Here is a 25,762-nt window from a genome sequence, read left to right on the forward strand (position 1 = left end):
GGCCGGCACGGCAGGATGAGGCACCGTGGACCCCATCGCTGAGCTGATCGTCGGGCTCGTCATCGTCGTCGGGCTGGTCGGCGCCGTCATCCAGATCTACCCGGGCAGCATCATCGTCGCCGCGGCGGTGGCGGTATGGGGTGTCGTCACCGGCGGGGCGATCGGCTGGACGGTGGCCGTGGTCGGCGTCCTCGCGGTCGCCGTCGCGGGGGTCGCGAAGTACCTCTACGCCGGGCGGTACCTCAAGGGCGCCGGCGTGCCGAACCGCACGCTCCTCGTCGGGGGCGTGCTCGGCGTCGTCGGCTTCTTCGTCATCCCCGTCGTCGGCCTGCCGATCGGCTTCGTCCTCGGCGTCTACCTCTCGGAGATGGGGCGCCACCGCGACCACCGCGGTGCGTGGCGCTCCACCATGGCCGCCATCAGGGCGACGGGGCTGACGATCCTCATCGAGCTCGCCGGCGCGCTGATCGCCACCGGCGTGTGGGTCGCCGGGCTGCTCGCCACCGGCTGAGTCGCGGGGCCCCCGCCCACGTGAGCGAAGCGCCACTGTGCACGCGGGCCACCGGTGTCGGCGCGGACGCTTAGCATGGCTGCGACATGATCTCTCTGTTCGACAACCTGCCCCTGCCCGGCCTCGCCGGCGCCGGCCTCCCGCCCCTGCCCGCCGCGGTCCCGCCCAGGGACGACGACGGCACAGAGTCGGGGATCCCGTCCGGCGCACCCGCGAGTGACCCCGTCGAGCGGGCGCGGCGCCGTGCGGCCGGCGGCGCGGGCGGTGGCGACGGCTCCGACGGCGCACGGCGCCCAGGCCTGGACCCGGCCGCGCTCCTCGAGGGCCTCAACCCGCAGCAGCGCGCCGCCGTCGTCCACACGGGCGGCCCCCTGCTGATCGTGGCGGGCGCGGGCTCCGGCAAGACGCGGGTGCTGACCCACCGCATCGCCCACCTGCTCGCCACCGGGCAGGCACGGCCGGGGGAGATCCTCGCCATCACGTTCACCAACAAGGCCGCCGCCGAGATGCGCGAACGCGTCGGCACCCTGGTGGGCCCCGCCGCCGGCCGGATGTGGGTGTCGACCTTCCACTCCGCGTGCGTGCGCATCCTGCGCCGCGAGCACGAGGTCCTCGGGCTGCGGTCGAGCTTCTCGATCTACGACGCCGCAGACTCGCAGCGGCTCATGAGCCTGGTGTGCCGCCAGCTCGACCTCGACCCCAAGCGCTACCCGCCGAAGACTTTCTCCCGGAAGGTCTCCGACCTGAAGAACGAGCTCGTCGACCCCGAGGAGTACGCGCGCTCGGTGAGCGAGTCGAACCCCTTCGACTCGGCGCTCGCACGCGCCTACGCCCTCTACAACGAGCGGCTGCGCCAGGCGCACGCGCTGGACTTCGACGACCTCATCATGACGACGGTGAACCTGCTGCAGGCCTTCCCCGCCGTCGCCGAGCACTACCGGCGCCGGTTCCGCCACGTGCTGGTGGACGAGTACCAGGACACCAACCACGCCCAGTACGTGCTCGTGCGCGAGCTGGCGGGCGTGGACCGGGACCAGGACGGCCGCGCCGACGGCGACCCGGGCGACCTCCCGCCGGCCGAGCTGACCGTGGTCGGTGACGCCGACCAGTCGATCTACGCCTTCCGGGGCGCCACGATCCGCAACATCCTCGAGTTCGAGGAGGACTACCCGCAGGCCACCACGATCCTGCTCGAGCAGAACTACCGCTCCACCCAGAACATCCTCTCGGCGGCGAACGCGGTCATCTCCCAGAACCCCGGGCGGCGGGCCAAGAACCTGTGGACCGAGTCCGGCGACGGCCCGAGCATCGTGGGCTACGTGGCGGACTCCGAGCACGAGGAGGCCCGGTTCATCGCCGAGGAGATCGACCGGCTCGGCGACGAGCACGGCGTCCGGCCCGGCGACGTGGCGGTCTTCTACCGCACCAACGCCCAGTCCCGGGCGCTGGAGGAGGTCCTCGTCCGCACCGGCATCCCGTACAAGGTGGTCGGCGGGACGCGGTTCTACGAGCGGCGCGAGATCAAGGACGCCGTCGCCTACCTGCGGGCGGTCGCGAACCCGGACGACGCCGTGAACCTGCGTCGCATCCTCAACGTGCCCAAGCGCGGGCTCGGTGACCGGGCCGAGGCGATGCTCGCCGCGCACGCCGAGCGCGAGCGCGTCTCCTTCGGGCAGGCGATCGCGGACGCCGCCGCCTCCGGGGAGGAGCGCGACACGGTCCCGGAGGTCATCGGCCTGACCACCCGGGCCCGCAACCAGGTGCGGGCCTTCCACGAGCTGCTCACCGAGCTGCGCGACATGGAGACCGCGGGCGCCTCGCCCGCCGAGATCCTCGACGCCGCGCTCGACCGCTCCGGCTACCTGGCCGAGCTGCGCGCCAGCGAGGACCCGCAGGACGCCACCCGGGTGGAGAACCTCGCCGAGCTCCACGCCGTCGCGGCCGAGTTCGCCGAGCTGGACCCCGAGGGCGGGCTCGGCGACTTCCTCGAGCGCGTCGCCCTGGTGGCGGACAGCGACCAGATCCCCGACTCCGACGGCGTCGACCAGGGGCAGGTCACGCTGATGACCGTCCACACCGCCAAGGGGCTCGAGTTCCCGGTCGTCTTCGTCACCGGCATGGAGGACGGCACGTTCCCGCACCAGCGGTCGCTGACCGAGTCGGACGAGCTCTCCGAGGAGCGTCGCCTGGCCTACGTGGCCCTCACCCGTGCCCGCGAGCGGCTCTACGTCTCCCGCGCCGCCGTGCGCACGGCCTGGGGGATGCCGCAGGAGCTGCCCGCCTCCCGCTTCCTCGAGGACATCCCGTCCGAGCTCGTGGACTGGCGCCGCGCCGAGTCGTCCATGGAGACGCTGCGGCGGGGACGGGGCGGCTCCGGCGGCGGTGGCTACGGCTCGGGCGGCTTCGGCTCCCGGTCCTACGGGTCCGGGTCCTACGGGTCGGGGTCCTACCGGTCCGGCTCCTACGGCGGGTCCGGGCAGGACCGGGACGTCCGGGGCGGCTCCGGGGCGCGCAGCGGCCCGGTCCGCACCGGCAAGCTGGGAGTGAAGGAGACGTCCGCCAGGACCGGAGCGGCGGACCCCGCGCCCCGCCCCGCCGGCGAGGGCATCGGGCTGGACGTCGGAGACAAGGTGACCCACGACAGCTACGGGCTCGGGACCGTCGTCGGCCTCGAGGGGGCCGGCTCCTCCGCCGTCGCGAAGATCGACTTCGGCGGCGGGCAGGTCAAGCGGCTCCTGCTGCGCTACTCCCCGGTCACCAAGCTGTAGCGCGGACTTTCCGCGCGCCTTCGCGGAGATCTCGCCGGCGCTCCCTAGTCTCGTCCCAGGACAGGTGAGCCCGGGAGGCGGCCATGGCGACGCAGGTGCAGGAGCCGCGCACCCGGTCGCGCACGGCCGACCGGACCCGGGGACCGCGCGGCGCCGGCAGGCCGTCCGGGCGGATAGGCTCCCGTCCCGGCGGCGGGCGGATCGAAGGGCTCGACGGGCTGCGGGCGCTGGCGATCGTCGCCGTGCTGATCTACCACCTGCGTCCCGAGTCGCTCCCCGGAGGGTTCCTCGGCGTCGACGTCTTCTTCGTCGTCTCGGGCTTCCTCATCACCACGCTCCTCGTCCGTGAGCTCGGTACGCGCGGCCGCATCGACCTGCCGCGGTTCTGGGTCAGGCGCGCCCGCCGCCTGCTCCCGGCGCTCGCCCTGGTGGTGGTGGTCAGCGTCCCGGCCGCCTGGGCGGTCAGCTCCGACCTGCTCGTGAGCATCGGCCGCCAGACCCTGGGGGCGCTGTCCTTCTCCAGCAACTGGCTCGAGATCGCCGCCGGGTCCAGCTACTTCACCGCGACGTCGCCGCAGCTGTTCGTCAACTTCTGGTCCCTCGCCGTGGAGGAGCAGTTCTACCTGCTCTGGCCGATCGTCCTCGTCGTCGTCATGGCGGCCACGGCCTCGGCCCGGCCGCGGGTGCGGCTGGCCCTCGCCGCGGCCGCCGTCTCCGCCGTCCTCATGGCGGTCCTGCACACACCCGGCCAGGACGCCACCCGCGTGTACTACGGCACGGACACCCACCTGTTCGGGCTCATGATCGGCGTGGCGCTCGCGTTCGCCTGGTCGGAGCCGCGCGGCTTCCTCGCCTCCGCGGCATGGCTGCGCCGGCGGCAGCTCGCGGCACTCGCCGCGCTGGGCGGGCTCGTCGTCCTCATGCTCACCACCGAGCAGTCGAACGGGTGGACCTTCCGCGGCGGCATCCTCCTGGCGTCGGTCCTCACCGCCGTGCTCCTCGCCGCTCTGCTCGGCCGGCCGGGCGCCTTCCAGCGGCTCATGCGGCTCCGGCCCCTGGAGTGGGTCGGCCAGCGTTCCTACGGCATCTACCTGTGGCACTGGCCCGCGATCGTCATCCTGACCGAGGCCCTGCCGACGGCGCACGACTCCCCGGCGCACTGGGCGGTGCGTGGTCTCGCGCTGGTCGTCACCCTCGTGGTGTCGGCCGCGTCCTACCGGTGGCTCGAGCAGCCCGTGCGGGAGCACGGCTTCCGCGGCGCCTGGGCGCGGCTGCGCCAGGCCCTGGGCAGCCGGGTCCCGGCACGGCGGGGGCTCGCCCGGACCGCGGTCGCGCTCGGCGTGGTCCTCGTGCTCCTCACCGCCGCCGCCGTGGCGGTGGCCCCGGAGCGCTCCCGCACCCAGGAGCAGATCGAGGCGGCGCAGGCGGCGGTCGACGCCTCCGCCGACAACGCGGCCGCGGTGGACCTGGCCGCGGACGCCGACTGGTCCATGCCGACGGGGGAGGAGATCACCGGCTTCGGCGACTCGATCGTCGTCACGAGCGCCGACGGGCTGGAGTACCGCTTCCCCGGCGTCATGCTCGACGCCAGGTCGATCCGCCGGTGGTCCGACGGCGAGGCCGCGGTGGACGCCCGCCTGGCCGAGGGCACGGTGCGCCGGGCCGTCTTCCTCGACTTCGGCACCAACGCCGGCATCGAGGACGAGTCCGTGGTGCGGCGTGTGATGGACAAGCTCGGACCGCAGCGCATGGTGGTGGTCGTCAACCTCTACGGCGGCAGCGACTGGATCCCCGAGGCGAACGCCACCCTCGCCGGCATCGTCGACGACTACCCGAACGCGATCCTCGCCGACTGGCACGGGGCGATCTCGCAGCAGCCCGAGCTCCTCCAGTCCGACCGCATCCACCCGGGCATCGAGGGGGCCCACCTCTACGCCGAGGTCGTGGAGTCGGCGTTCGCGGCGCTGTCGGAACGGCTCACGGGCAGTCCCGTCCTCCTCGCCGACCGGGTCGGCACCGACCTGGGCGGGGCGATCTCCGCGGGCCTCGCCGCCGCGCCTGCATCCTGAGACGGGCGTCTCACGACCTGTCCGTCACGCGACCACCGTTCCCGGCGCGATAGTCTCTTCGTCGAATGTCTCGATGTCGAAACATCGTGTTCGGACAACGGAAGGACGCAGCGGGGTGGACCTCTACGAGTACCAGGCTCGTGACGTACTGGAGAAGCACGGCGTTCCCGTGCTTCGCGGGATCGTCGCGACGACACCGGCCGAGGCCAAGGCCGCGGCGGAGCAGCTCGGCGGCGGGACCGTCGTCGTCAAGGCGCAGGTGAAGACCGGCGGCCGCGGCAAGGCGGGCGGCGTCAAGCTCGCCCACAGCCCGGAGGAGGCCGAGGCCCGCGCGGGCGAGATCCTCGGCATGGACATCAAGGGCCACACTGTCCACCGGGTGATGATCGCCGAGGGCGCCAGGATCGCGGAGGAGTACTACTTCTCCGTCCTCCTCGACCGCTCCGAGCGTCGCTACCTGGCGATGGCGTCCGTCGAGGGCGGCATGGAGATCGAGCAGCTCGCCGTCGAGCGCCCCGAGGCGCTCGCCCGGATCGCCGTGGACCCGACCGTCGGCATCGACGAGGCGAAGGCCAAGGAGATCGTCGACGCCGCGAAGTTCGCCCCGGAGGTCGCCGACGAGGTCGCCTCCGTCATCCAGAAGCTCTGGAGCGTCTACGACGCCGAGGACGCCACCCTCGTCGAGGTCAACCCGCTGGTGCGCACCGAGGACGGCGCCATCGTCGCCCTGGACGCCAAGGTCAGCCTCGACGAGAACGCCTCGTTCCGGCACCCGGACCACACCGAGCTCGAGGACAAGGCCGCGGCCGACCCGCTCGAGGCCAAGGCCAAGGGCCTGGACCTCAACTACGTCAAGCTCGACGGCGAGGTCGGCATCATCGGCAACGGTGCGGGCCTGGTCATGTCGACCCTCGACGTCGTCGCCTACGCCGGTGAGGAGCACGGCGTCAAGCCCGCGAACTTCCTCGACATCGGCGGCGGCGCCAACGCCGAGATCATGGCGAACGGCCTCGACGTCATCCTGGGCGACCCCCAGGTGAAGTCCGTCTTCGTCAACGTCTTCGGTGGCATCACGGCCTGCGACGAGGTCGCCAACGGCATCGTCAAGGCGCTCGAGATCCTCGGCGACGCCGCGGCCAAGCCGCTCGTCGTGCGTCTGGACGGCAACAACGTCGAGGCCGGGCGGAAGATCCTCGCCGAGGCGAACCACCCGCTCGTGACCGTCGTGCCCACGATGGACGAGGCCGCGGCCAAGGCCGCCGAGCTCGCGGCCGCGAAGTAAGGACGGACAGAACAACCATGTCGATCTTCCTCAACTCCTCCTCCAAGGTCATCGTCCAGGGCATGACCGGGGCGATGGGCCAGATCCACACCTCCCGGATGCTCAACTCCGGGACGCAGATCGTCGGCGGGGTGAACCCGCGCAAGGCGGGCACCAGCGTGGACTTCGACGTCCAGCCGCTCGGCCCGGGCGCCGAGTCCCGCGAGGCCGGCAACGTCTCCGTCCCGGTGTTCGGCTCGGTCGCCGAGGCCCGCGAGGCCACGGGCGCCGACGTCTCGGTCATCTTCGTCCCGCCGGCCCACACCAAGGCCGCCGTGATCGAGGCCGTCGACGCCGGGATGCCGCTCGTCGTCATCATCACCGAGGGCGTCCCGGTGGCCGACACCGCCGAGTTCTTCACCTACGCCGAGTCCAAGGGCGTCCGCCTCATCGGCCCCAACTGCCCGGGCATCATCACCCCCGGACAGTCCAACGTGGGCATCACCCCGGCGAACATCACCGGCCCCGGCCGCATCGGCCTGGTGTCGAAGTCCGGCACGCTGACCTACCAGATGATGTACGAGCTCTCCGACATCGGCTTCACCACCTGCATCGGCATCGGTGGCGACCCGATCATCGGGACCACGCACATCGACGCGCTGCAGGCCTTCCAGGACGACCCGGACACCGAGCTCATCGTCATGATCGGCGAGATCGGCGGCGACGCCGAGGAGCGGGCCGCGGCCTTCATCAAGGAGAACGTGACCAAGCCGGTCGTCGGCTACGTCGCGGGCTTCACCGCCCCCGAGGGCAAGACGATGGGCCACGCCGGCGCCATCGTCTCCGGCTCCTCCGGCACCGCCGAGGCCAAGAAGGTCGCCCTCGAGGCGGCCGGCGTCAAGGTCGGCAAGACGCCGTCCGAGACCGCACGCCTCGCCCGCGAGGTGCTGGGGGCCTGATCCGCACCCGCCCCTGACGACGGCGGCCGTTCCCCACCGGGGGCGGCCGCCGTCGTCGTCCCGGAGGTTCTTCGGGCACCGCCACGCCCGCCGCGAGGCGGCCCCGGCGGAGTCCTCCGGGCCGACACGCCGCGTCGGCACCGGCCCCAGAGGCGCCGCAGGCCGGACCATGGAAGGCGATGCCCGCCGACACCCGCGTACCGCACGTCATCGACGTGCCGACGACGACACCACCCGCCCGACGCCTGCCCGAGGGCTGGCTCCGGGGACTGGTCGGCGGCGTGGAGGCGGCGGTGCTGAGCTGGCTGACGCTGGTCGTGCCGGCCGTCGCCGCCTACGTCGCGACCGCCGCCGCCCCGGCGCTCGGCAGCGCCGACTGGCAGACCGCGGCCCGCACCGGAACCGCCCTCTGGCTCCTCGCCCACGGCGGCTCGGTGACCGTCGGCGGTGGTGAGGTGTCGCTCCCGCCGCTCGGGCTGACGCTGATCAGCCTGGCGCTGGTCTACGGCGCCACCCGCCGCATGCGCCTGGACAGCTACGTCACGGGCGCCTGCGCCGTGCTCGGCTTTCTCCTCGCCATGCTGGTCGCCTCGCTGGTCGCCGGGCCGGGGGTCGACGTCGGGGCGCTCGCCGGAGGTGCCGCGCTCGCTGTCCTCGGCGTCGGGCTCGGGGTCCGCCGGGCGGGTACGCCCGCGCCGCGCTGGTGGACGACCTGGCGGGACCGGGTGCCCGCGTGGGTGAGCGGGGGGCTGCACGGTGCGGGCTGGGCGCTGGCCGGGCTCGTCGTGCTGGCCGTGGTCGCGCTGGCGGTGGGGACGGCCGTCGGCTGGGACCGGGTGCGCCTCGTCCAGGACGCCTACGTGCTCGACGTCGTCAGCACCGTCGTCATGGTCCTCGCCCAGCTGCTCTACCTGCCGACCCTGCTCGTGTGGGCGCTGTCCTGGGTGGCCGGTCCAGGTTTCGCCGTCGGGACCGGGACCTCCTTCGCCCCCGGGGAGGTGCTCGCGGCGCCCCTGCCGGCCGTCCCGGCCCTCGGTGCCCTGCCGTCCCCGGAGGCGCCCGGACCGCAGTGGGTGGTCGTCGCGCCGGTGCTGGTGGGGGTCGTCGTCGGGGTGCTGCTGCACCGCCGACGCCGGGAGCCCTCGCTCGCCCGCGCGGCCGGCGGTGCCGCGGTCGCCGCCCTCGGGGCCGCGCTCGCGGTCGGGCTGCTGGTCCTCGCGGCGGCCGGCTCGATCGGCCCCGGGCGGATGGCCGACGTCGGGGCGGACCCGCTCGCCGTCGCCGGCATGGTCGTCGCCGAGGTCGGTGCGGGCGCGTTCCTGACGGTCGTGGCGCTGCACCCGCGCACCGCGGAGCTGGTGGTGGCCGGCGTCCGGGGCGCCCGGGAGAGGGTGGGCGAGGCGGCGGGCCGGCAACGCGCCCGGCGCGCCGGCGGCACCGTCGCCGAGGACACCGCTTCACGCGACGCCGCCCAGGAGCCGTCGTCCCACGACACCGCCCAGGACACCGAGTCGGACGACGAGGGCGCACAGGGCGGCGCGCACGACGCCGGCGCACACCGCGACCGCCGCGAGAGCGGGCACCCGGGCCCGGCCGAGGGCGAAGGGGCGGCCGGCGGTACCGCCGCGCCGCGCGAGCCGGCGGGCCGGCCCACCGGCCGCTGGCACGCCGTGACCTCCGCGGAGACCCCTGCCGACCCCGGCGGCCCGGGTGCCCCCGGCGAGGTAGCCGCTACGCCCCGGCGCGCCGGCCGGGACGGTGCGCCGTCGGCCGCTCCGGGCAGGTGGTCCGGGCTGTCGCTGTCCGACTGGGAGAGCCCGGAACGGGACTGACCGGCCGCGCAGCCCGCTGCGGGGAGCCCCCTTCGGCTAGCCCTGCCGCGCCCCCTCGAGCACCTGCCGCATGCGTTCGTCGAGCGAGTGCTCCAGCTGGGCGACGCAGGAGTCCTTCGCCTGCGTGGTGATCGCCCCGGCCATGCACTCCGAGTACGCGCCGTACTCCCGCCAGAGCACGGCCTGCCCGGACGCGGCCAGGCCCATGAACGCCGCCAGCACCAGCCCGACAATCAGCACCGGGGTGACCGAGCCTCGGACCTTCGCGGCGCGCACCTTCACCAGGGCGACGATCCCCACGGCCAGTGCCGCGACGCACAGCAGGCCGGGCAGGAGCAGCCAGGGCCAGGGGAGGGTCAGCAGGCCGAGCCCGAGCGCGACGACGAGCGTGAGGCCGAAGACCCGGACCCAGCGCAGGGCGTTCGCCTGCGCGGCCTCGTCCACCGGTCCCGGCGCGGGTCGTCCGCCGCGGGGAGGTGGCAGCGTCCCGGGGCCCTGCCGGGGCGGCTCCCCCTGGCGGGGCGGTCGTAGCTGCTGATCGGGCATGCCCCCCATCATTCCCCACCGGGCAGTTACCCTCGCCAGCGTGATCAGCGACGCGCCCGGCAGACTCCACCCCCACCCCGGCAGGCCCGCCCGCCTCGTCGTGCTCGTCTCGGGCGGCGGCTCCAACCTCGCGGCGCTGCTCGAGGCCACCCAGGACCCGGCCTACGGGGCCCGCGTGGTCGCCGTCGGCGCCGACCGGGAGGGCACCGGGGGAGTGGCGATGGCGCAGGAGGCCGGGATCCCCACGTTCGTCGAGCGGGTCGGGGGCTACCCGGACCGGGCCGCGTGGGACGCCGCGCTCACCGCCGCGGTGGCCGCCCACGAGCCCGACCTCGTCATCTCCGCGGGGTTCCTGAAGCTGTGCGGCGCGCAGTTCCTCGAGCGCTTCGGGGGCCGCTACGTCAACACCCACAACACGCTGCTGCCGGCGTTCCCGGGCATCCACGGTCCCCGCGACGCCCTCGACTACGGCGTGAAGCTCGCCGGGGCCACCCTCTTCTTCGTCGACCAGGGGGTGGACACCGGCGCGATCCTCGCCCAGGTGGCCGTCCCCGTCCTCGAGGACGACGACGTCGACACGCTCACCGAGCGCATCAAGGTCGCCGAGCGTGCCCAGCTCGTCGAGCAGGTCGGGCGCCTCGCCCGCGAGGGGTGGCGCATCGAGGGCCGCCGCGTGCGCCTCGGGGGCTGAGCCGGCCGGTTCGGTAAGGTGGGCCCCGGCCGTGACTGGCGAAGGTGGAGCACACCACCGGGGAGCGGCCGGAAGTTCCCGTCGGGGCACCGCACGCCTGGGTGCCTGGGTCGGGCGTCTCGACGCCCGCTGCACACGCCGTCGACCCAGGAGCTTTTGCCATGAGCCAGAACATCGTCGAGCCCGTCGGGGACCAGGTCCCGCTGCGCCGCGCGCTCGTGTCCGTCTACGACAAGACGGGCCTGACCGAGCTCGCCACCGCCCTGCACGCCGCGGGCGTCGAGATCGTCTCGACCGGATCCACCGCGCGCACCATCGCGGAGGCCGGCGTGCCCGTCACGCCCGTGGAGGACGTCACCGGGTTCCCCGAGTGCCTCGACGGCCGCGTCAAGACCCTGCACCCGCGCGTGCACGCGGGCGTCCTCGCCGACCGCCGCCTCGCCAGCCACCGTGAGGAGCTCACCGAGCTCGGCGTCGCACCCTTCGACCTGGTGGTCGTCAACCTCTACCCGTTCACGCAGACCGTCGCCTCCGGCGCCGGCGTCGACGAGTGCGTCGAGCAGATCGACATCGGCGGGCCCACCATGGTCCGCGCCGCGGCGAAGAACCACCCGTCCGTCGCCGTCGTCGTCGACCCGTCCCGGTACGACGACGTCGCCCGCGCCGCGGCCGGCGGCGGCTTCACGCTCGTCGAGCGCCGGGCGCTGGCCGCCCAGGCGTTCCGGCACACCGCCACCTACGACGTCGCCGTCGCCTCCTGGATGGGCAACGTCCTCGCGCCCGACGACGAGGTCGACGGCACCGCGACCGGCTTCCCCGGCTGGGTCGGCGCCACCTGGGACCGCCAGGCGGTGCTGCGCTACGGCGAGAACCCGCACCAGCGCGCCGCCCTCTACACCAGCGGGTACGGCGAGGCCGGGCTGGCCCAGGCGGAGCAGCTGCACGGCAAGGCCATGAGCTACAACAACTACGTGGACGCCGACGCCGCCTGGCGCGCCGCCCACGACCACGTCGGGCCCGCCGTCGCCGTCGTCAAGCACAACAACCCCTGCGGGATCGGCACCGGCGAGGACATCGCCGAGGCCCACCGCAAGGCGCACGCCTGCGACCCGGTCTCCGCCTACGGCGGCGTGGTCGCAGCCAACCGCCCGGTCACCGCGGCCATGGCCGAGCAGCTCGCCCCGGTCTTCACCGAGGTCGTCCTCGCCCCCGACTTCGAGGCGGCCGCGGTCGAGATCCTCTCCCGCAAGAAGAACGTCCGGCTGCTGCGCGTCGCCGGGGCGTCCCGCGGCGCCGTCGAGACGCGCCCGATCAGCGGCGGGCTGCTCATGCAGGCGACCGACCGCATCGACGCGCCCGGCGACGACCCCGCCGCCTGGACCCTGGCTGCCGGCCCCGCCGCCGACGAGGCGACCCTCGCGGACCTCGAGTTCGCGTGGCGGGCCGTGCGCGCCGTGAAGTCCAACGCCGTCCTGCTCGCCCGCGACGGCGCGAGCGTCGGCGTCGGCATGGGCCAGGTCAACCGGGTCGACTCCTGCCGCCTCGCGGTCGAGCGCGCCAACACCCTGGGGACGCCGGTGACCTCCGACGTCGACGCGGCCGGCGGGGCCGAGAACGTCGCCGGCGCCGCCGCCCCGGAGCGCGCCCGCGGGGCCGTGGCCGCCTCGGACGCGTTCTTCCCGTTCGCCGACGGCCTGCAGGTGCTGGTCGACGCCGGCGTGCGCGCCGTCGTGCAGCCGGGAGGGTCGATCCGCGACGAGGAGGTCGTCGCGGCGGCCGAGGCGGCCGGCGTCACGATGTACTTCACCGGTACCCGCCACTTCGCGCACTGAGCCGCACGCCGGCTCACCGCCCTGTCCGGTAAGTGCTCCTGAGCAGGATCAGTCCTCCCAGGACGACTCACTCTGCGGAGGAGCACTTACCGGCCGGGGAGGGGGCCGACTGCGCCTCAGCCCTGGACGACGGCCCGGCGCAGCGGCACCGCCGGGTCGAGCGCCGCCTCGAGGTCCAGGACCGGCCGGGCGCCGCCGGCGAGAAGCTTGCGCAGGGGGGAGACGTCCCGCGGACGGTCGACCGTGAACCCGGCCACGAGCCGGGCGGGACCCGCCGCGGGGTCCTCCGGCAGGTAGGCGTCCCGCGTGACGTACAGGGCGGTCCAGGGCCCCGTTGCGGGATCGCCGCGCAGCACGACCTCCTCGCCGTCGTGCGGACGGCCGACCAGCGTCAGCTCGTGCCCGAGCTGGGTGGAGAAGACGTAGGGCGCGGGCGTGCCGGGGGCGTTGCGGCCCAGCAGGCCGGCGGCGACCGCAGCCGGGTGCGTCAGCGCGGCGTCCCAGTGCCCGCCCGGGACGGTCCCGACCCCGGCGACGGCCATGTCGGCGCAGTCGCCCACCGCCCGGACCGACGGCGGGCCGCCGACCACCCTGCCGGACTCGTCGACCGGGACCGCGCCGCGGGGCGTCAGCGGCAGGGCGCCGGCCAGCCACGCTGTCGCCGGCCGGACCCCTGTCGCCGCGAGCACGACGTCGGCGGGCAGCACCTCCCCGCCGGCGAGCTCCACCTCGCCCGGGCGTACCGCGGCGACCGGCGCGTCGCACCGCAGCTCCACCCCCGCGGCGGCGTACCAGGGCACCGTCAGCGCCCCGACGCGGGTGCCGACCTGCCGGGCCAGCGGCGTCGGTGCCGCCTCGACGACGCTCACGCGGCACCCCTGCGCCGCGGCCAGGCCGGCGACCTCCGCGCCGATCCACCCGGCGCCGACGACGACGAGCCGCGTGCCCGGCACGAGCATCGTGCGGAGCCGGTCGGCGTCGGCCGCCTCGTGCAGGAACACCGCGCCGGTCCAGGCACCCGGCGCGACCGCGTGCGCTCCCACCGCCAGGACGGCCGCGTCGGCCTCGAGCGCCACCCGGGCGCCGGCCGGCGGACGAGCCGCTGCCGATCCCGCGGGGTGCGCGGCGGCGGCGCCCGCGTCGACCGGTTCCACCACCACCCGCACGCAGCCGTCCTCGGCCTCCAGGTGCACGGCGCGGTAGCCGCGCAGCACCCGGTCGGCGAGCGCGCCCAGGTCCCCGTACCCCTCGCCGCTCAGCCACAGCGGCTCCGTCCGGGAGAACAGCTCCTTGGACAGCGGCGGCCGGTCGTAGGGCGCGGTCAGCTCGTCGCCGACGACCGTGATGTCGCCGTCGAACCCCTGGGACCGCAGCTCGGTCACCGTGCGCAGGCCCGCCAGCCCGGCGCCGACGACGAGCACGGACCTCGGCGGGGCGGCAGGGTCGGGCGGGACGGAACCGGGGTCGGCGGCGGGCGCGGGCACGCTGCCACGGTAGTCTCGTCCTCGAGATGACCAGCACCCGCCTGCTCCGGACGACGGCCTTCGCCGTCGTCGCGGCGGCGATCGTCGCCGTGTGCGCGCTCGCCGTGCTGGTGGACGCGCGCACCGGCGTCACCGCGCTCGCCGCGTTCCTCGCGGTCGGTGCGCTGCTGCGCGCCGTGGTCCCGGAGTCCGTCGTCCCCGGAGCACGGACCCGCACGTTCGACGTCGTGTTCCTCCTCGCGCTCGCCGTCGTCCTCGGCTACCTCAGCCCGTGGGGCAACGCGACCCTTCCCGCGGGGAGCTAAGAGCTCCTGACCTCAGCCCCGACAGGTTCGTACCTTCGCCGTCCGCATAATCCTGCGGCTCCCGGCGAGGCGGACCGGAGAATGGACCGGTGAGTGGAATAGCCGTCGACATCGCCCTCGTGCTCCTCTTCATCCTGCTGGGCGGGGTGTTCGCGGCGTCGGAGATGGCGCTCGTCTCGCTGCGGGAGAGCCAGGTTCGCGCGATGGCCGCCCGGGGGCGCGCAGGCGCGCGGGTCGCCAAGCTGACCGGGGACTCCAACCGGTTCCTCTCCGCCGTCCAGGTGGGCGTCACGCTCGCGGGCTTCTTCTCCGCGTCGTTCGGCGCCGCACAGATCGCGCCCGTCATCGCCCCGGTCCTCGCAGGCTGGGGGGTGCCGGAGTCCCTGGCGCACGGCATCGCGTTCATCGCCACCACCGTGGTCATCTCCTACCTCTCCCTCGTGCTCGGCGAGCTCGTGCCCAAGCGCCTCGCCATGCAGAGCGCCGAGAAGTTCTCCCTCGTCGTGGCGACCCCGCTGGACTGGATCGCGACCGTCCTGCGCCCGGTGATCTGGTTCCTGGGCGCCTCGGTCGACGTCGTGATGCGCCTGCTCGGCCGTGACCCGAGCGCCCAGCGCGAGGAGATGGGGACGGACGAGCTGCGCTCGCTCGTCGCCGAGCACGAGTCCCTCGGGGCGGAGGAGCGTGACATGGTCGTCGAGCTGCTCTCGGTGGGGGAGCGCACCGTGCAGGAGATCATGACGCCCCGCACCGAGGTGGAGTTCCTCGACGCCGCCATGACGGTGGAGGAGGCGCAGCGCCTCGTGGGCACGCTCGAGCACTCCCGCTACCCGGTCTGCGGGGAGAACAGCGACGACGTCCTCGGCTTCGTCCACGTCCGCGACCTCATCAGCCCCGCGCCGCACGTGCGCACGATCGGTGACCTGGTCCGCGACCTGCTCTTCTTCCCGACGGGCAAGCTCGTCCTCAACGCCCTGACGGAGATGCGCAAGAGCCACGCGCACCTCGCCGTCGTCGTGGACGAGTACGGCGGCACCGACGGCATCGTCACCCTCGAGGACGTCGTCGAGGAGTTCGTCGGGCAGATCCAGGACGAGTACGACCGTGAGGCGCCCGAGGTCCTCGGGCACGGCCAGGTCGAGAGCGTCGCGGGGCTCCTGGGCCGTGCCGAGGTGGCCAGGCTCCTCGGGCAGGAGCTGCCCGACGGGCCCTACGACACCCTCGCCGGTTTCGTGATGGCCGAGCTCGGCCGGCTGCCCCGGGTGGGCGACGCCGTGACGTGGGGCGACACCGTGCTGACGGTGACCGAGATGGACGGCCGGCGGGTCGACCGCGTGGAGATCCGACGCCCCAGCCCCCTGCCCACCGCCTGATATCTCGATATCGAGTAATCTGGCTGTCGCGCCGGGGCCCCGGTGCGAGAGGAGCGATCTGCGCCCTTTCCGGGCGGTCAGGAGTGTTGCGGGACCATGACGAAGATCAAGGTGGCGGGTCCGGTCGTCGAGCTCGACGGCGACGAGATGACGCGCATCATCTGGCAGTTCATCAAGGACCGTCTCATCCACCCCTACCTGGACGTGGACCTGCGCTACTACGACCTGTCGATCCAGAACCGTGACGCCACGGACGACCAGGTCACCATCGACGCGGCGAACGCCATCAAGGAGCACAACGTCGGGGTCAAGTGCGCCACGATCACGCCCGACGAGGCCCGTGTCGAGGAGTTCGGCCTCAAGAAGATGTGGGTCTCGCCCAACGGCACGATCCGCAACATCCTCGGCGGCGTGGTGTTCCGCGAGCCGATCATCATCTCCAACGTCCCGCGTCTGGTGCCGGGCTGGACCAAGCCGATCGTCATCGGCCGTCACGCGCACGGCGACCAGTACAAGGCCACCAACTTCAAGGTGCCCGGCGCCGGCCAGCTGACCATCACCTTCACGCCGGAGGACGGCTCGGAGCCGATCCAGCACGTCGTCGCCAACTACGGCGAGGACGGCGGCGTCGCCATGGGGATGTACAACTACAACAAGTCCATCGCGGACTTCGCTCGGGCCTCGTTCTCCTACGGCCTCCAGCGCAACTACCCCGTGTACCTCTCCACGAAGAACACGATCCTCAAGGCCTACGACGGCGCCTTCAAGGACATCTTCCAGGAGGTCTTCGACAACGAGTACAAGGCCCAGTTCGACGAGGCCGGCCTCACCTACGAGCACCGCCTCATCGACGACATGGTCGCCTCCGCCATGAAGTGGGAGGGCGGCTACGTCTGGGCCTGCAAGAACTACGACGGCGACGTCCAGTCCGACACGGTCGCCCAGGGCTTCGGCTCGCTCGGCCTGATGACCTCCGTGCTGATGACGCCGGACGGCAAGACCGTCGAGGCGGAGGCCGCCCACGGCACCGTCACGCGGCACTACCGCCAGCACCAGCAGGGCAAGCCGACCTCGACCAACCCGATCGCCTCGATCTTCGCCTGGACCGGTGGCCTCAAGCACCGCGGCAAGCTCGACGGCACCCCCGAGGTCACCGGCTTCGCCGAGGCCCTCGAGGACGTCGTCATCAAGACGGTCGAGTCCGGGAAGATGACGAAGGACCTCGCCCTGCTCGTGGGCAAGGACCAGGAGTGGCAGTCCACCGAGGAGTTCCTCGCGACCCTCGACGAGAACCTGCAGGCCCGCCTGGGCTGACGCCACCGCGTCGCCGAGAACGCCCTCGCTGCTCGTCCGCCTCGCGGTTCGAGCGGTGAGGGCGTTCTCGTCGTGCCGGCCGCGCGGACGGACGGACGGAGAGGAGCGGTACGAGAACTGGTGGGGCGTCTCGTGGAGTGACGCCTCGAGGAGGTCGTGACGCCTCGAGGAGGAGTTGACGTCTCGCTGGCTGGTGGGCGGGGTCGGGGGACGTCGTGGGCCGGACTTCGGACGCCGGAGGGTGGCGCACGGCACAGGGAGTAATCTTGATGCCGAGATATCTCCCACCCCAGAAGGAGTGCGTCGATGACCACGACACCGGTGAACGTCACCGTGACCGGAGCTGCCGGCCAGATCGGGTACGCCCTGCTGTTCCGCATCGCCTCGGGCCAGCTGCTCGGACCGGACACCCCGGTGAAGCTGCGTCTGCTGGAGATCCCCCAGGGCGTCAAGGCGGCCGAGGGGACCGCGATGGAGCTGGACGACTGCGCCTTCCCGCTCCTGGCCGGCATCGACATCTTCGACGACCCGAAGCAGGGCTTCGAGGGCGCCAACGTCGCGCTGCTCGTCGGCGCCCGCCCCCGCACCAAGGGCATGGAGCGCGGCGACCTCCTCGAGGCCAACGGCGGCATCTTCAGGCCGCAGGGCGAGGCGATCAACGCCGGCGCCGCGGACGACATCCGCGTGCTCGTCGTGGGCAACCCCGCCAACACCAACGCCCTCATCGCCCAGCAGCACGCCCCGGACGTCCCGGCCGAGCGCTTCACCGCGATGACCCGCCTCGACCACAACCGCGCGCTGAGCCAGCTCGCCGCCAAGACCGGTGCGCCCGTCTCGGCGATCAAGAACCTCACCATCTGGGGCAACCACTCCGCCACCCAGTACCCGGACATCTTCCACGCGACGGTCGACGGGAAGCCGGCCTCCGAGCTCGTGGACCACTCCTGGCTGGAGGAGGACTTCATCCCGACCGTCGCCAAGCGCGGCGCCGCCATCATCGAGGCCCGCGGCGCCTCCTCCGCCGCCTCGGCCGCGAACGCGGCCATCGACCACGTCTACGACTGGGTCAACGGCACCGGCGAGGACTCCTGGACCTCCGCCGCCATCGTCTCCGACGGCTCCTACGGCGTGCCCGAGGGCCTCATCTCGTCCTTCCCCGTGCGGGCGAAGGACGGTAAGTGGGAGATCGTCCAGGGGCTCGAGGTCTCGGAGTTCTCGCGCGGCAAGATCGACGCCTCGGTCGCCGAGCTCACCGAGGAGCGCGACGCCGTCAAGGAGCTCGGCCTCGTCTGACGGACGCCGACGGCGCTGCCCGACGGCGGCGGAGCCTCCCGGCCGAACGCCCCGACACCTTCCGAGGTGTCGGGGCGTTCGCCGTGCGGCGGGCGTCGCCGTGCGGCGGGCGTTCGCCGTGCGGCGGGCGTTCGCCGTGCGCCGGGCGTCGCCGTGGTCCGGGGCGTCTGCGCCCCGACGACCGGGGACTTGCTGTCATGGCATTTGCAACCCTTGCTGCAAAGTTGCAAACGCCGCTAGTGTCGGGCCGACCTGCGCGCCGTGGCGCAGCCGACGAAGGAGTCCTCGAGCATGAATCGTCCGCGCACCGCCGTGGCCGCGCTGAGCGTCAGCGCGCTCGCGCTCGGCGGGCTGACCGCCGCCGTCGTCCCGGCCGCCGCCACCTCGCCCAGCCTGGTGACCGCCCCGGCCGCGCCCACGGGGGCCGGCCGCCAGGTCGTTCTCGCCGGCTCCCTGCAGTCCGAGCTCGGCTGCGCCGGCGACTGGGAGACCGCCTGCGGGGCCACCACGCTCACGCCGACGGACGTCCCGGACGTCTACGCGCTCGAGGCCGAGGTCCCGGCCGGGTCGTACGAGTACAAGGTCGCCCTCGACGGCACCTGGGACGAGTCCCACCCGGCCGCGAACCTCCCGCTGCACCTGACGGCGCCGGCGACGCTGCGCTTCGTCTTCGACGACACCACCGACCGCGTCAGCCTCGAGCTGCCGGACCTCGCCGGCGACTACACCGCCGCCGACGACGCGCTCGTCGCCGAACCGGTGCGCGCCCCCGGCTCGGGGGAGAACTTCTACTTCGTCCTCACCGACCGCTTCGCCAACGGCGACCCCGCCAACGACGCCGGCGGCCTCGACGGTGACCGCCTCACCACCGGGTTCGACCCCACGGACAAGGGCTTCTACCACGGCGGCGACATCGCCGGCCTGCGCGAGCGGCTGGACTACATCGAGGGGCTCGGCACCACGGCGATCTGGCTGACGCCGTCGTTCAGGAACAACCCGGTGCAGGGCGAGGGGGCCGACGCCTCCGCCGGCTACCACGGCTACTGGATCACCGACTTCACCCAGATCGACCCGCACCTGGGCACCAACGCCGAGCTCGAGGACTTCATCGACGACGCCCACGCCCGCGGCATCAAGGTCTACTTCGACATCATCACCAACCACACCGCGGACCTGATCGACTACGCGGAGAAGCGGTACACCTACGTCGACCAGGCCACCTCGCCCTACCGGGACGCCGCCGGGAACGCCTTCGACCCGGCCGACCACGCCGGCACCGGCAACTTCCCGGAGCTCGACGCGGCGACGTCGTTCCCGTACACGCCCGAGCGCACGGGCGACGTGGTCCCCGAGGCCCTCAATGACGTCAGGCTGTACCACAACCGCGGCAACTCGACCTGGTCCGGGGAGTCGGTCACCTACGGCGACTTCGACGGCCTCGACGACCTCATGACCGAGCACCCGACGGTCGTGCAGACGATGACGGACGTCTACACCACCTGGATGGACCTCGGCATCGACGGGTTCCGCATCGACACCGCCAAGCACGTGAACCTCGAGTTCTGGGAGGAGTGGACCGCGGCGATCGACGCCCACGCCGAGGCCACCAACCCCGACTTCTTCACCTTCGGCGAGGTCTACGACGCCGACGCCCGGCTGACCGCGCCGTACGTGCGCGACACCGACATGTCCTCCGTCCTCGACTTCGCCTACCAGGCGGCCGCCCTCAACTTCGCCAAGGGCTTCACCACCGCCGGGCTCTCGGGCCTGTTCACCTCGGACGACTACTACACGACGGCGCACTCGAGCGCCGACGCGCTGCCCACCTTCCTCGGCAACCACGACATGGGCCGCGTCGGCCACCTGCTCCAGGGCAGCGGCGACGAGCTGGAGCGCTCGGCGCTGGCCCACTCGCTCATGTACCTCACCCGTGGCCAGCCGGTCGTCTACTACGGCGACGAGCAGGGCTTCATCGGCCTGGGCAACGACAAGTCCGCCCGGCAGGACATGTTCGCCTCGCAGACCCAGGAGTACGTCGACCAGCCCCTGCTCGACGGCACCACGTTCGGCACGGGCGACCACTTCGACACCGGCGCGGGCCTGTACGGGCACATCGCCGCGCTGGCCGCCCTGCGCGACGCCCACCCCGCGCTCGACGCGGGCGCCCAGATCGAGCTGCACGCCACCGAGGGCGCCGGCGTCTACGCCTTCGCCCGGGTGGACAGGGAGGAGAAGGTCGAGCACCTCGTCGCCGTCAACAACGCCGCGACGGGCCAGACCGTCACGCTCACCACCCTGACCCCCGGCGCCACGTACGCGCCGCTGCACGGTACGGACCAGCCGGCGACGGCGGACGCGGACGGCTCCGTGACGCTCACCGTCCCGGCCCTGGCCGCCGTCGTCCTCCAGGCCGACCGCACCGTGGGCGCACCGGCCGACGCCGGACCGATCACCCTCAGCCCGGGCCCCGGCGCGAAGGTGGAGGGCCTCGCCCCGGTGAGCGCCGACGTCGCCGACGACGTGTGGGCCGAGACCACGTTCTCCTACCGCCTCGTCGGCGAGGAGGACTGGACGCTGCTCGGCACCGCGGAGGACGACACCCCGCGCGTCTTCCACGACGCGAAGGACCTTCCGACCGGCACGCTCGTGGAGTACCGCGCGGTCACCGTGGACGCGGGCGGCAACAGGGCGGCGGCGTCGACGTTCGGCTCGGTCGGCGTGGACGTCTCGGGCAGCCCGGCCGACGAGCCCGTCGGCGGCGACCTGGTCACGGTCCCGGGCAGCCACAACGCCGCCATGGGCTGCCCCGGCGACTGGCAGCCCGACTGCGCCGCCGCGGCACTGACGCTGGACGAGCCGTCCGGCAAGTACGTCGGCACCTTCACCCTCCCCGCCGGGGAGTACGAGTACAAGGTCGCCGTCGGCGGCAGCTGGGACGTCAACTACGGCGCCGGCGGCGTCCCGGGCGGGAGCAACGTCCGCTACACCCACCCCGGCGGCCAGGTGACGTTCCTCTACGATCCCGTCACCCACGACTTCACCAACACCTCGCAGGGCCCGATCGTCACCCTGCCCGGCTCCTTCCAGGACGAGCTGGGCTGCACCGGCGACTGGCAGCCCGACTGCCTCGCCACGTGGATGCTCGACCCCGACCAGGACGGCACGTTCACCTTCACCACCGACGCCCTGCCCTCCGGCTCCTACGAGGTCAAGGTGGCCCACAACCGCAGCTGGGCCGAGAACTACGGCGTTGGCGGCGCGCGCGACGGCGCCAACTACACCTTCTCCGCCACGGCCGGGAAGTCGGTGACCTTCAGCTACGACATCGCCACCCATGTCCTCACGATCGAGGTGACCGACCCTCCGCTGGCCGGGGTGGGTCAGCAGCGGGCCCACTGGCTCGACGCCACCACCCTCGCCTGGCCGCGCGAGCTGCTCGGCGGCGCCGACCCCGCGACGCTGACGTGGTCGCTGTACCACGCGCCGGAGGGCGGGCTCGAGCTGACCGAGGGCGCCGTCACCGGCGGTGAGGCCGTCCCGCTCACCTACGCGGCCGGCGGCCTGGGGGAGGAGCTGCGCGATCGGTTCCCGCACCTGGCGGACCACGTCGCGCTCGCCGTCGAGGGCCTGGACCGCTCCGCCGTCGAGAAGATCCTGAGCGGCGAGATCGCCGTGCTCCAGCGCGGGGCCGACGGCGCCGCCTCGGCCTTCACCGGCGTCCAGCTGCCCGGGGTGCTCGACGACCTCTACGCCGACGCCGCCGCGGACCGTGCACTCGGCGCCGACTGGTCCGGCGGCGTCCCGTCGCTGGCCCTGTGGGCGCCGACCGCCAAGGACGTCGACCTGCTCCTGTGGGCCGACGGCACCGGGAGCGGCGAGCCCGAGCGGGTCGAGATGTCCCGCGAGGACGACGGCGCCTGGACGGTCACCGGCGACGCGGGCTGGAAGGACCGCGCCTACCGCTACGAGGTCGACGTGCTCGTCCCGGCCACCGGGGCGGTGGAGACCAACGTGGTCACGGACCCGTACTCGGTGGGCCTGACGCTGAACACCACGCACTCCGTGCTGCTCGACCTCGACGACGACGCCTGGGCGCCCCGGCTCTGGGAGGAGACCCCCGCGCCGGTGATCGAGAACCCGGTGGACCGGACGATCTACGAGCTCCACGTGCGTGACTTCTCGATCGCCGACGCCACGGTGCCCGAGGAGCTCCGCGGCACCTACGCCGCGTTCGCGCTGAAGGGCACCGCGGGCACCGAGCACCTGCGCGAGCTCGCCGAGGCCGGCATGAACACCGTGCACCTGCTGCCCACCTTCGACATCGCCACGATCGAGGAGGACCGCGCCCGCCAGGCCGTCCCCGCCATCCCGGCGGACGCCGGGCCGGACTCGCCGGAGCAGCAGGCCGCTGTGGCCGCCGTCGCCGACGAGGACGGGTTCAACTGGGGCTACGACCCGTACCACTTCTCGGTCCCGGAGGGCTCCTACGCGTCGGCGGGCAACCAGGACGGCGGCGCGCGCGTGGCCGAGTTCCGCTCCATGGTCGGCGGGCTGCACGACGCCGGGCTGCAGGTGGTCCTCGACCAGGTCTTCAACCACACCGCCCAGTCCGGGCAGGGGGAGAGGTCGGTGCTGGACCGCGTGGTCCCGGGCTACTACCACCGCCTCAGCGCCACCGGCTCCGTGGAGACCTCCACGTGCTGCCAGAACGTGGCCACCGAGCACGAGATGGCCGAGAAGCTCATGGTCGACTCCGTCGTCACCTGGGCGGCCGACCACCACGTCGACGGTTTCCGGTTCGACCTCATGGGCCACCACAGCGTGGAGAACATGCGGGCCGTGCGCGCCGCGCTCGACGAGCTGACGCTCGAGGAGGACGGGGTCGACGGCAGGTCGGTCTACCTCTACGGCGAGGGCTGGAACTTCGGCGAGGTGGCGGACAACGCCCGCTTCACCCAGGCCACGCAGGGCCAGCTCGGCGGGACCGGCATCGGCACCTTCTCGGACCGGCTGCGTGACGCGGTGCGCGGCGGCGGGCCCTTCGACGAGGACCAGCGTGTCCACCAGGGCTTCGGTTCCGGCCTCGCGACGGACCCGAACGCCGTCGCCGCCGGCACCCCGGAGGAGCAGGCACAGCGCCTCGCCCACCTCACCGACCTGGTCCGCCTCGGCCTGGCCGGGAACCTGCGCGAGTACTCCTTCCTCACCAGCGCCGGCACCGTCCAGCGCGGCGAGGAGCTGGACTACAACGGCCGGCCCGCCGGCTACGCCGACAGCCCCGAGGAGGTCGTCACCTACGTCGACGCCCACGACAACGAGACGCTCTTCGACAACCTGACCCTCAAGCTGCCCACGGACACCCCGATGGCGGACCGGGTGCGGATGAGCACGCTCTCCCTGGCGACGACGGCGCTGTCGCAGACCCCCAGCTTCTGGCACGCCGGGGCGGACCTGCTGCGCTCGAAGTCGCTGGACCGCAACAGCTACAACTCCGGGGACCACTTCAATCTGCTCGACTGGTCGCGCCGGACCAACAACTTCGGCGTCGGGCTGCCGCCCGCGGCCGACAACGAGGACAAGTGGGACGTGATGGCGCCGCTGCTCGCCGACCCGGAACTGCGTCCGGCGCCGTCGGACATCGACGCCGCGGCGGCGCAGGCGCAGGACCTGCTGCGGCTGCGCACCTCCACCGACCTGTTCCGGCTCGGCTCTGCCGAGGCGATCCGGGAGAAGGTCACCTTCCCCGGCTCCGGTCCGGGCGCCACGCCCGGCGTCATCGTCATGCACGTCGACGACCGTCTGGGGGAGGACGCCGACCCGGCCCTGGACGGGGTGCTGACCGTCTTCAACGCCTCGCCCGAGGCGGTCACGGAGACGGTCGTGGAGCTGGCCGGCCGCGAGTACGTCCTCTCGCCGGTCCAGGCGGAGGGGGCCGACGACGTCGTGAAGGACACGACCTACGACGCCGCCACCGGCAGCGTGACCGTGCCGGCGCGCACCGTCGCCGTCCTGGTGGAGGTGACGGCGGAACCGCCGGCGGAGCCCGGGACCGGTCCCGGGACGGGCAGGCCGTCGGACCGGCCCACCGGCCCGGGGCGCCCCGCCGACACCCCGGTCGGCCCGCCCGCCGACCGCCCCGGTCGTGGTCCCGACGCCGAGCGTCCCGGCAAGCACCACACGCGGGCCGAGAAGCCTGGGCGCTGAGCATCGGGCAGCGACGGAGGCGCCGCCCACCCGGGCGGCGCCTCGGCCGTCGGCGCCTCGGCCGTCAGACCCGCGGGAACCGGACCGAGCGGACGTACGCCTCCCACCGCGGACCGAACGCCCGCGAGAGCGCGGCCTCCTCCGCGGGCGCGTACCGCCGGGTCGCCGCGTACAGGACGAGACCGACCAGGGCCCCGAGCCAGGTGTCGAGCAGGAAGCCGGCCCACGGGAGCACCAGGAGGGCGACGGAGGTGTAGAGCGGGTGCCGCACCAGGGCGTACGGCCCGTGGGTGATCAGCTCGCCCCGCGGCACGTGCCGCAGGATCAGCACGACCGACCAGAGCCAGAGGACCACGCCCGGCACCAGCAGCACGACCGAGACCACCGCCAACCAGGCCGGCGGCCCGCCGACGGCGAACACCGCCGGGAGGGCGACGTTGAGGAGGAGCCCGACCACGAGCACGGGCGCCGTCGTGAGCGCGATCCGGTCGCCGCTGCCGACGAGCCGGGCCAGCATCCCCGTGCCCGTTCCGCCCGCGCCCGTCCCGTCCCCCTGCCCGCCGCTCAGCCGATGGTCTCCAGGCAGCGCTGCAGCGCCGCGGGGTCGTCGCCGTACTGCTCCATGCAGGCCTGGAACTGCGGTCCGAAGACCTCGGAGAGCAGGAAGGACCCGAACATCGTCGAGGCGATCGCCAGCAGGATGGCGATCACACCGATCACGATCGCGGCGATGGCGGTCCCCCGGTTGGTCGCCTCCCCGCGGTTGGCACGGCCGAGGGCGACCGCGCCGAGCACGACGGCGACCAGGCCGCCGAGCCCGCCGAGGAGCCCGAGGAACGGGACCCACGCGATGACGAGCGAGATCACCGCGACGATGAGCGCCGCCAGTCCCATGCCGTTGCGCGGCCCCTGCCCGCCGCCGTACGAGCCACCCTGGTAGCTGCCGCCGTAGGGGGTGCCGACGTACTGCTGAGGCTGCCCGTACGCGCCGGACCCGTACTGCTCGCGCTGGTACGGGGCACCGGTGTGCGGCTGCCCCGGGCTGCTCTGGTAGTCCGCGTCCGCGTAGCCAGGCTCCGGGTAGCCGCCGCCGCCGGCGGCGCCGGACGAGCTGCCCGGCCCCTGGTAGGGGATGCCCCGGTAGGGCTCGCTCGTGGGGCCGGGTCCGCCGGCAGGTTCCTGACCGGCGCCTGCGGCGTCGGGCCCGGGCTCGTGGGGCTCACGGCCGGGCGGGGGCGTTGACGACATCGGGGCGCACCTCCCGTCGGTTCCCGCCATGCTCGCACGGGCGCGTGGGGGACCCGCAGGTTCCCCGCACCC

17 protein-coding genes, 1 pseudogene and 1 riboswitch are annotated in these 25,762 nt (G+C 73.5%); of the genes and pseudogenes, 13 read left to right on the forward strand and 5 right to left on the reverse strand.

Translation table 11 applies throughout. From position 1 onward, the window contains the following. Nucleotides 1-25: 25 nt before the first annotated feature. The 6 genes from ATJ97_RS14980 (at nt 26) to ATJ97_RS15005 (ending at nt 9,400) form a co-directional block, all read left to right on the forward strand. On the forward strand, nt 26-511 hold the full coding sequence (locus ATJ97_RS14980) for a DUF456 domain-containing protein (protein ID WP_098484422.1): 486 nt from the start codon (nt 26-28) through the stop codon (nt 509-511). Between the two features lie 86 nt (nt 512-597). After that, nucleotides 598-3,279, forward strand: coding sequence for a UvrD-helicase domain-containing protein (locus ATJ97_RS14985; RefSeq protein WP_098484423.1), 2,682 nt, complete (start codon nt 598-600; stop codon nt 3,277-3,279). Between the two features lie 83 nt (nt 3,280-3,362). Continuing rightward, nucleotides 3,363-5,348, forward strand: coding sequence for an acyltransferase family protein (locus ATJ97_RS14990; RefSeq protein WP_098484424.1), 1,986 nt, complete (start codon nt 3,363-3,365; stop codon nt 5,346-5,348). Between the two features lie 115 nt (nt 5,349-5,463). Then, on the forward strand, nt 5,464-6,630 hold the full coding sequence (gene sucC, locus ATJ97_RS14995; RefSeq protein ID WP_098484425.1) for an ADP-forming succinate--CoA ligase subunit beta: 1,167 nt from the start codon (nt 5,464-5,466) through the stop codon (nt 6,628-6,630). Between the two features lie 17 nt (nt 6,631-6,647). Further along, nucleotides 6,648-7,568 (forward strand): succinate--CoA ligase subunit alpha, encoded by a 921-nt coding sequence (gene sucD, locus ATJ97_RS15000; RefSeq protein ID WP_098484426.1) that lies wholly within the window; start codon nt 6,648-6,650, stop codon nt 7,566-7,568. 179 nt (nt 7,569-7,747) lie between these two features. Next, a complete protein-coding gene (locus tag ATJ97_RS15005) occupies nt 7,748-9,400 on the forward strand; it encodes a cell division protein PerM (RefSeq protein WP_098484427.1) in 1,653 nt (550 codons plus the stop codon). A 36-nt stretch (nt 9,401-9,436) separates the two neighbouring features. Here ATJ97_RS15005 and ATJ97_RS15010 read toward each other — a convergent pair whose 3' ends face one another. Further along, on the reverse strand, nt 9,437-9,946 hold the full coding sequence (locus tag ATJ97_RS15010; protein WP_143427041.1) for a hypothetical protein: 510 nt from the start codon (nt 9,944-9,946) through the stop codon (nt 9,437-9,439). A gap of 43 nt (nt 9,947-9,989) precedes the next feature. On the opposite strand from ATJ97_RS15010, the gene purN reads away from it, so the two are divergent. Beyond that, the gene (purN, locus tag ATJ97_RS15015) at nt 9,990-10,637 is read left to right on the forward strand and encodes a phosphoribosylglycinamide formyltransferase (protein WP_483866856.1); all 648 of its coding nucleotides are present in this window, start codon (nt 9,990-9,992) and stop codon (nt 10,635-10,637) included. A 21-nt stretch (nt 10,638-10,658) separates the two neighbouring features. Next, nucleotides 10,659-10,747, forward strand: a riboswitch (ZMP/ZTP riboswitch). 51 nt (nt 10,748-10,798) lie between these two features. Then, nucleotides 10,799-12,469 carry a bifunctional phosphoribosylaminoimidazolecarboxamide formyltransferase/IMP cyclohydrolase gene (gene purH / locus ATJ97_RS15020; protein WP_098484430.1) on the forward strand — a complete coding sequence of 557 codons (1,671 nt, stop codon included), beginning with the start codon at nt 10,799-10,801 and terminating at the stop codon, nt 12,467-12,469. 116 nt (nt 12,470-12,585) lie between these two features. Here purH and ATJ97_RS20780 read toward each other — a convergent pair whose 3' ends face one another. Both ATJ97_RS20780 and ATJ97_RS15025 read right to left on the reverse strand, forming a co-directional pair. Beyond that, nucleotides 12,586-13,011: an oxidoreductase C-terminal domain-containing protein gene (locus tag ATJ97_RS20780; protein WP_425432790.1), complete on the reverse strand. Its 426-nt coding sequence runs from the start codon at nt 13,009-13,011 to the stop codon at nt 12,586-12,588. 3 nt (nt 13,012-13,014) lie between these two features. Next, nucleotides 13,015-13,953 (reverse strand): annotated as a pseudogene (locus ATJ97_RS15025) (FAD-dependent oxidoreductase); the annotation flags it as partial. 26 nt (nt 13,954-13,979) lie between these two features. On the opposite strand from ATJ97_RS15025, the gene ATJ97_RS15030 reads away from it, so the two are divergent. The 5 genes from ATJ97_RS15030 to pulA all read left to right on the forward strand — a co-directional run bounded on the left by ATJ97_RS15030 (nt 13,980) and on the right by pulA (nt 24,442). After that, nucleotides 13,980-14,258, forward strand: a complete 279-nt coding sequence (locus ATJ97_RS15030) for a DUF3017 domain-containing protein (protein WP_098484431.1) — start codon at nt 13,980-13,982, stop codon at nt 14,256-14,258. An 89-nt stretch (nt 14,259-14,347) separates the two neighbouring features. Further along, nucleotides 14,348-15,631, forward strand: a complete 1,284-nt coding sequence (locus tag ATJ97_RS15035; RefSeq protein ID WP_098484432.1) for a hemolysin family protein — start codon at nt 14,348-14,350, stop codon at nt 15,629-15,631. 96 nt (nt 15,632-15,727) lie between these two features. Continuing rightward, nucleotides 15,728-16,945 (forward strand): NADP-dependent isocitrate dehydrogenase, encoded by a 1,218-nt coding sequence (locus tag ATJ97_RS15040; RefSeq protein WP_098484433.1) that lies wholly within the window; start codon nt 15,728-15,730, stop codon nt 16,943-16,945. A gap of 306 nt (nt 16,946-17,251) precedes the next feature. Beyond that, nucleotides 17,252-18,238, forward strand: coding sequence for a malate dehydrogenase (locus tag ATJ97_RS15045; protein ID WP_098484434.1), 987 nt, complete (start codon nt 17,252-17,254; stop codon nt 18,236-18,238). Nucleotides 18,239-18,529: 291 nt separating this feature from the next. Then, nucleotides 18,530-24,442, forward strand: coding sequence for a pullulanase-type alpha-1,6-glucosidase (gene pulA, locus ATJ97_RS15050; RefSeq protein ID WP_098484435.1), 5,913 nt, complete (start codon nt 18,530-18,532; stop codon nt 24,440-24,442). Between the two features lie 64 nt (nt 24,443-24,506). Here pulA and ATJ97_RS15055 read toward each other — a convergent pair whose 3' ends face one another. Further along, complete coding sequence (locus tag ATJ97_RS15055) at nt 24,507-24,959, reverse strand: methyltransferase family protein (protein ID WP_098484436.1); 453 nt, start codon at nt 24,957-24,959, stop codon at nt 24,507-24,509. A 47-nt stretch (nt 24,960-25,006) separates the two neighbouring features. Next, nucleotides 25,007-25,690 carry a DUF4190 domain-containing protein gene (locus ATJ97_RS15060; RefSeq protein WP_098484437.1) on the reverse strand — a complete coding sequence of 228 codons (684 nt, stop codon included), beginning with the start codon at nt 25,688-25,690 and terminating at the stop codon, nt 25,007-25,009. Nucleotides 25,691-25,762: the final 72 nt, after the last annotated feature.

This window comes from Georgenia soli (genome assembly GCF_002563695.1).
GTDB lineage: Bacteria > Actinomycetota > Actinomycetes > Actinomycetales > Actinomycetaceae > Georgenia > Georgenia soli.

Bases quoted from the DNA above. Each gene is read 5' to 3' on its own strand.
- ATJ97_RS14985 (WP_098484423.1), top strand. From the start codon at position 598: ATGATCTCTCTGTTCGACAACCTGCCCCTGCCCGGCCTCGCCGGCGCC.
- ATJ97_RS14990 (WP_098484424.1), top strand. From the start codon at position 3,363: ATGGCGACGCAGGTGCAGGAGCCGCGCACCCGGTCGCGCACGGCCGAC.
- sucD (WP_098484426.1), top strand. From the start codon at position 6,648: ATGTCGATCTTCCTCAACTCCTCCTCCAAGGTCATCGTCCAGGGCATG.
- ATJ97_RS15005 (WP_098484427.1), top strand. From the start codon at position 7,748: ATGCCCGCCGACACCCGCGTACCGCACGTCATCGACGTGCCGACGACG.
- ATJ97_RS15010 (WP_143427041.1), bottom strand. From the start codon at position 9,946: ATGCCCGATCAGCAGCTACGACCGCCCCGCCAGGGGGAGCCGCCCCGG.
- purH (WP_098484430.1), top strand. From the start codon at position 10,799: ATGAGCCAGAACATCGTCGAGCCCGTCGGGGACCAGGTCCCGCTGCGC.
- ATJ97_RS20780 (WP_425432790.1), bottom strand. From the start codon at position 13,011: ATGGCCGTCGCCGGGGTCGGGACCGTCCCGGGCGGGCACTGGGACGCC.
- ATJ97_RS15030 (WP_098484431.1), top strand. From the start codon at position 13,980: ATGACCAGCACCCGCCTGCTCCGGACGACGGCCTTCGCCGTCGTCGCG.
- ATJ97_RS15040 (WP_098484433.1), top strand. From the start codon at position 15,728: ATGACGAAGATCAAGGTGGCGGGTCCGGTCGTCGAGCTCGACGGCGAC.
- ATJ97_RS15045 (WP_098484434.1), top strand. From the start codon at position 17,252: ATGACCACGACACCGGTGAACGTCACCGTGACCGGAGCTGCCGGCCAG.
- pulA (WP_098484435.1), top strand. From the start codon at position 18,530: ATGAATCGTCCGCGCACCGCCGTGGCCGCGCTGAGCGTCAGCGCGCTC.
- ATJ97_RS15055 (WP_098484436.1), bottom strand. From the start codon at position 24,959: ATGCTGGCCCGGCTCGTCGGCAGCGGCGACCGGATCGCGCTCACGACG.
- ATJ97_RS15060 (WP_098484437.1), bottom strand. From the start codon at position 25,690: ATGTCGTCAACGCCCCCGCCCGGCCGTGAGCCCCACGAGCCCGGGCCC.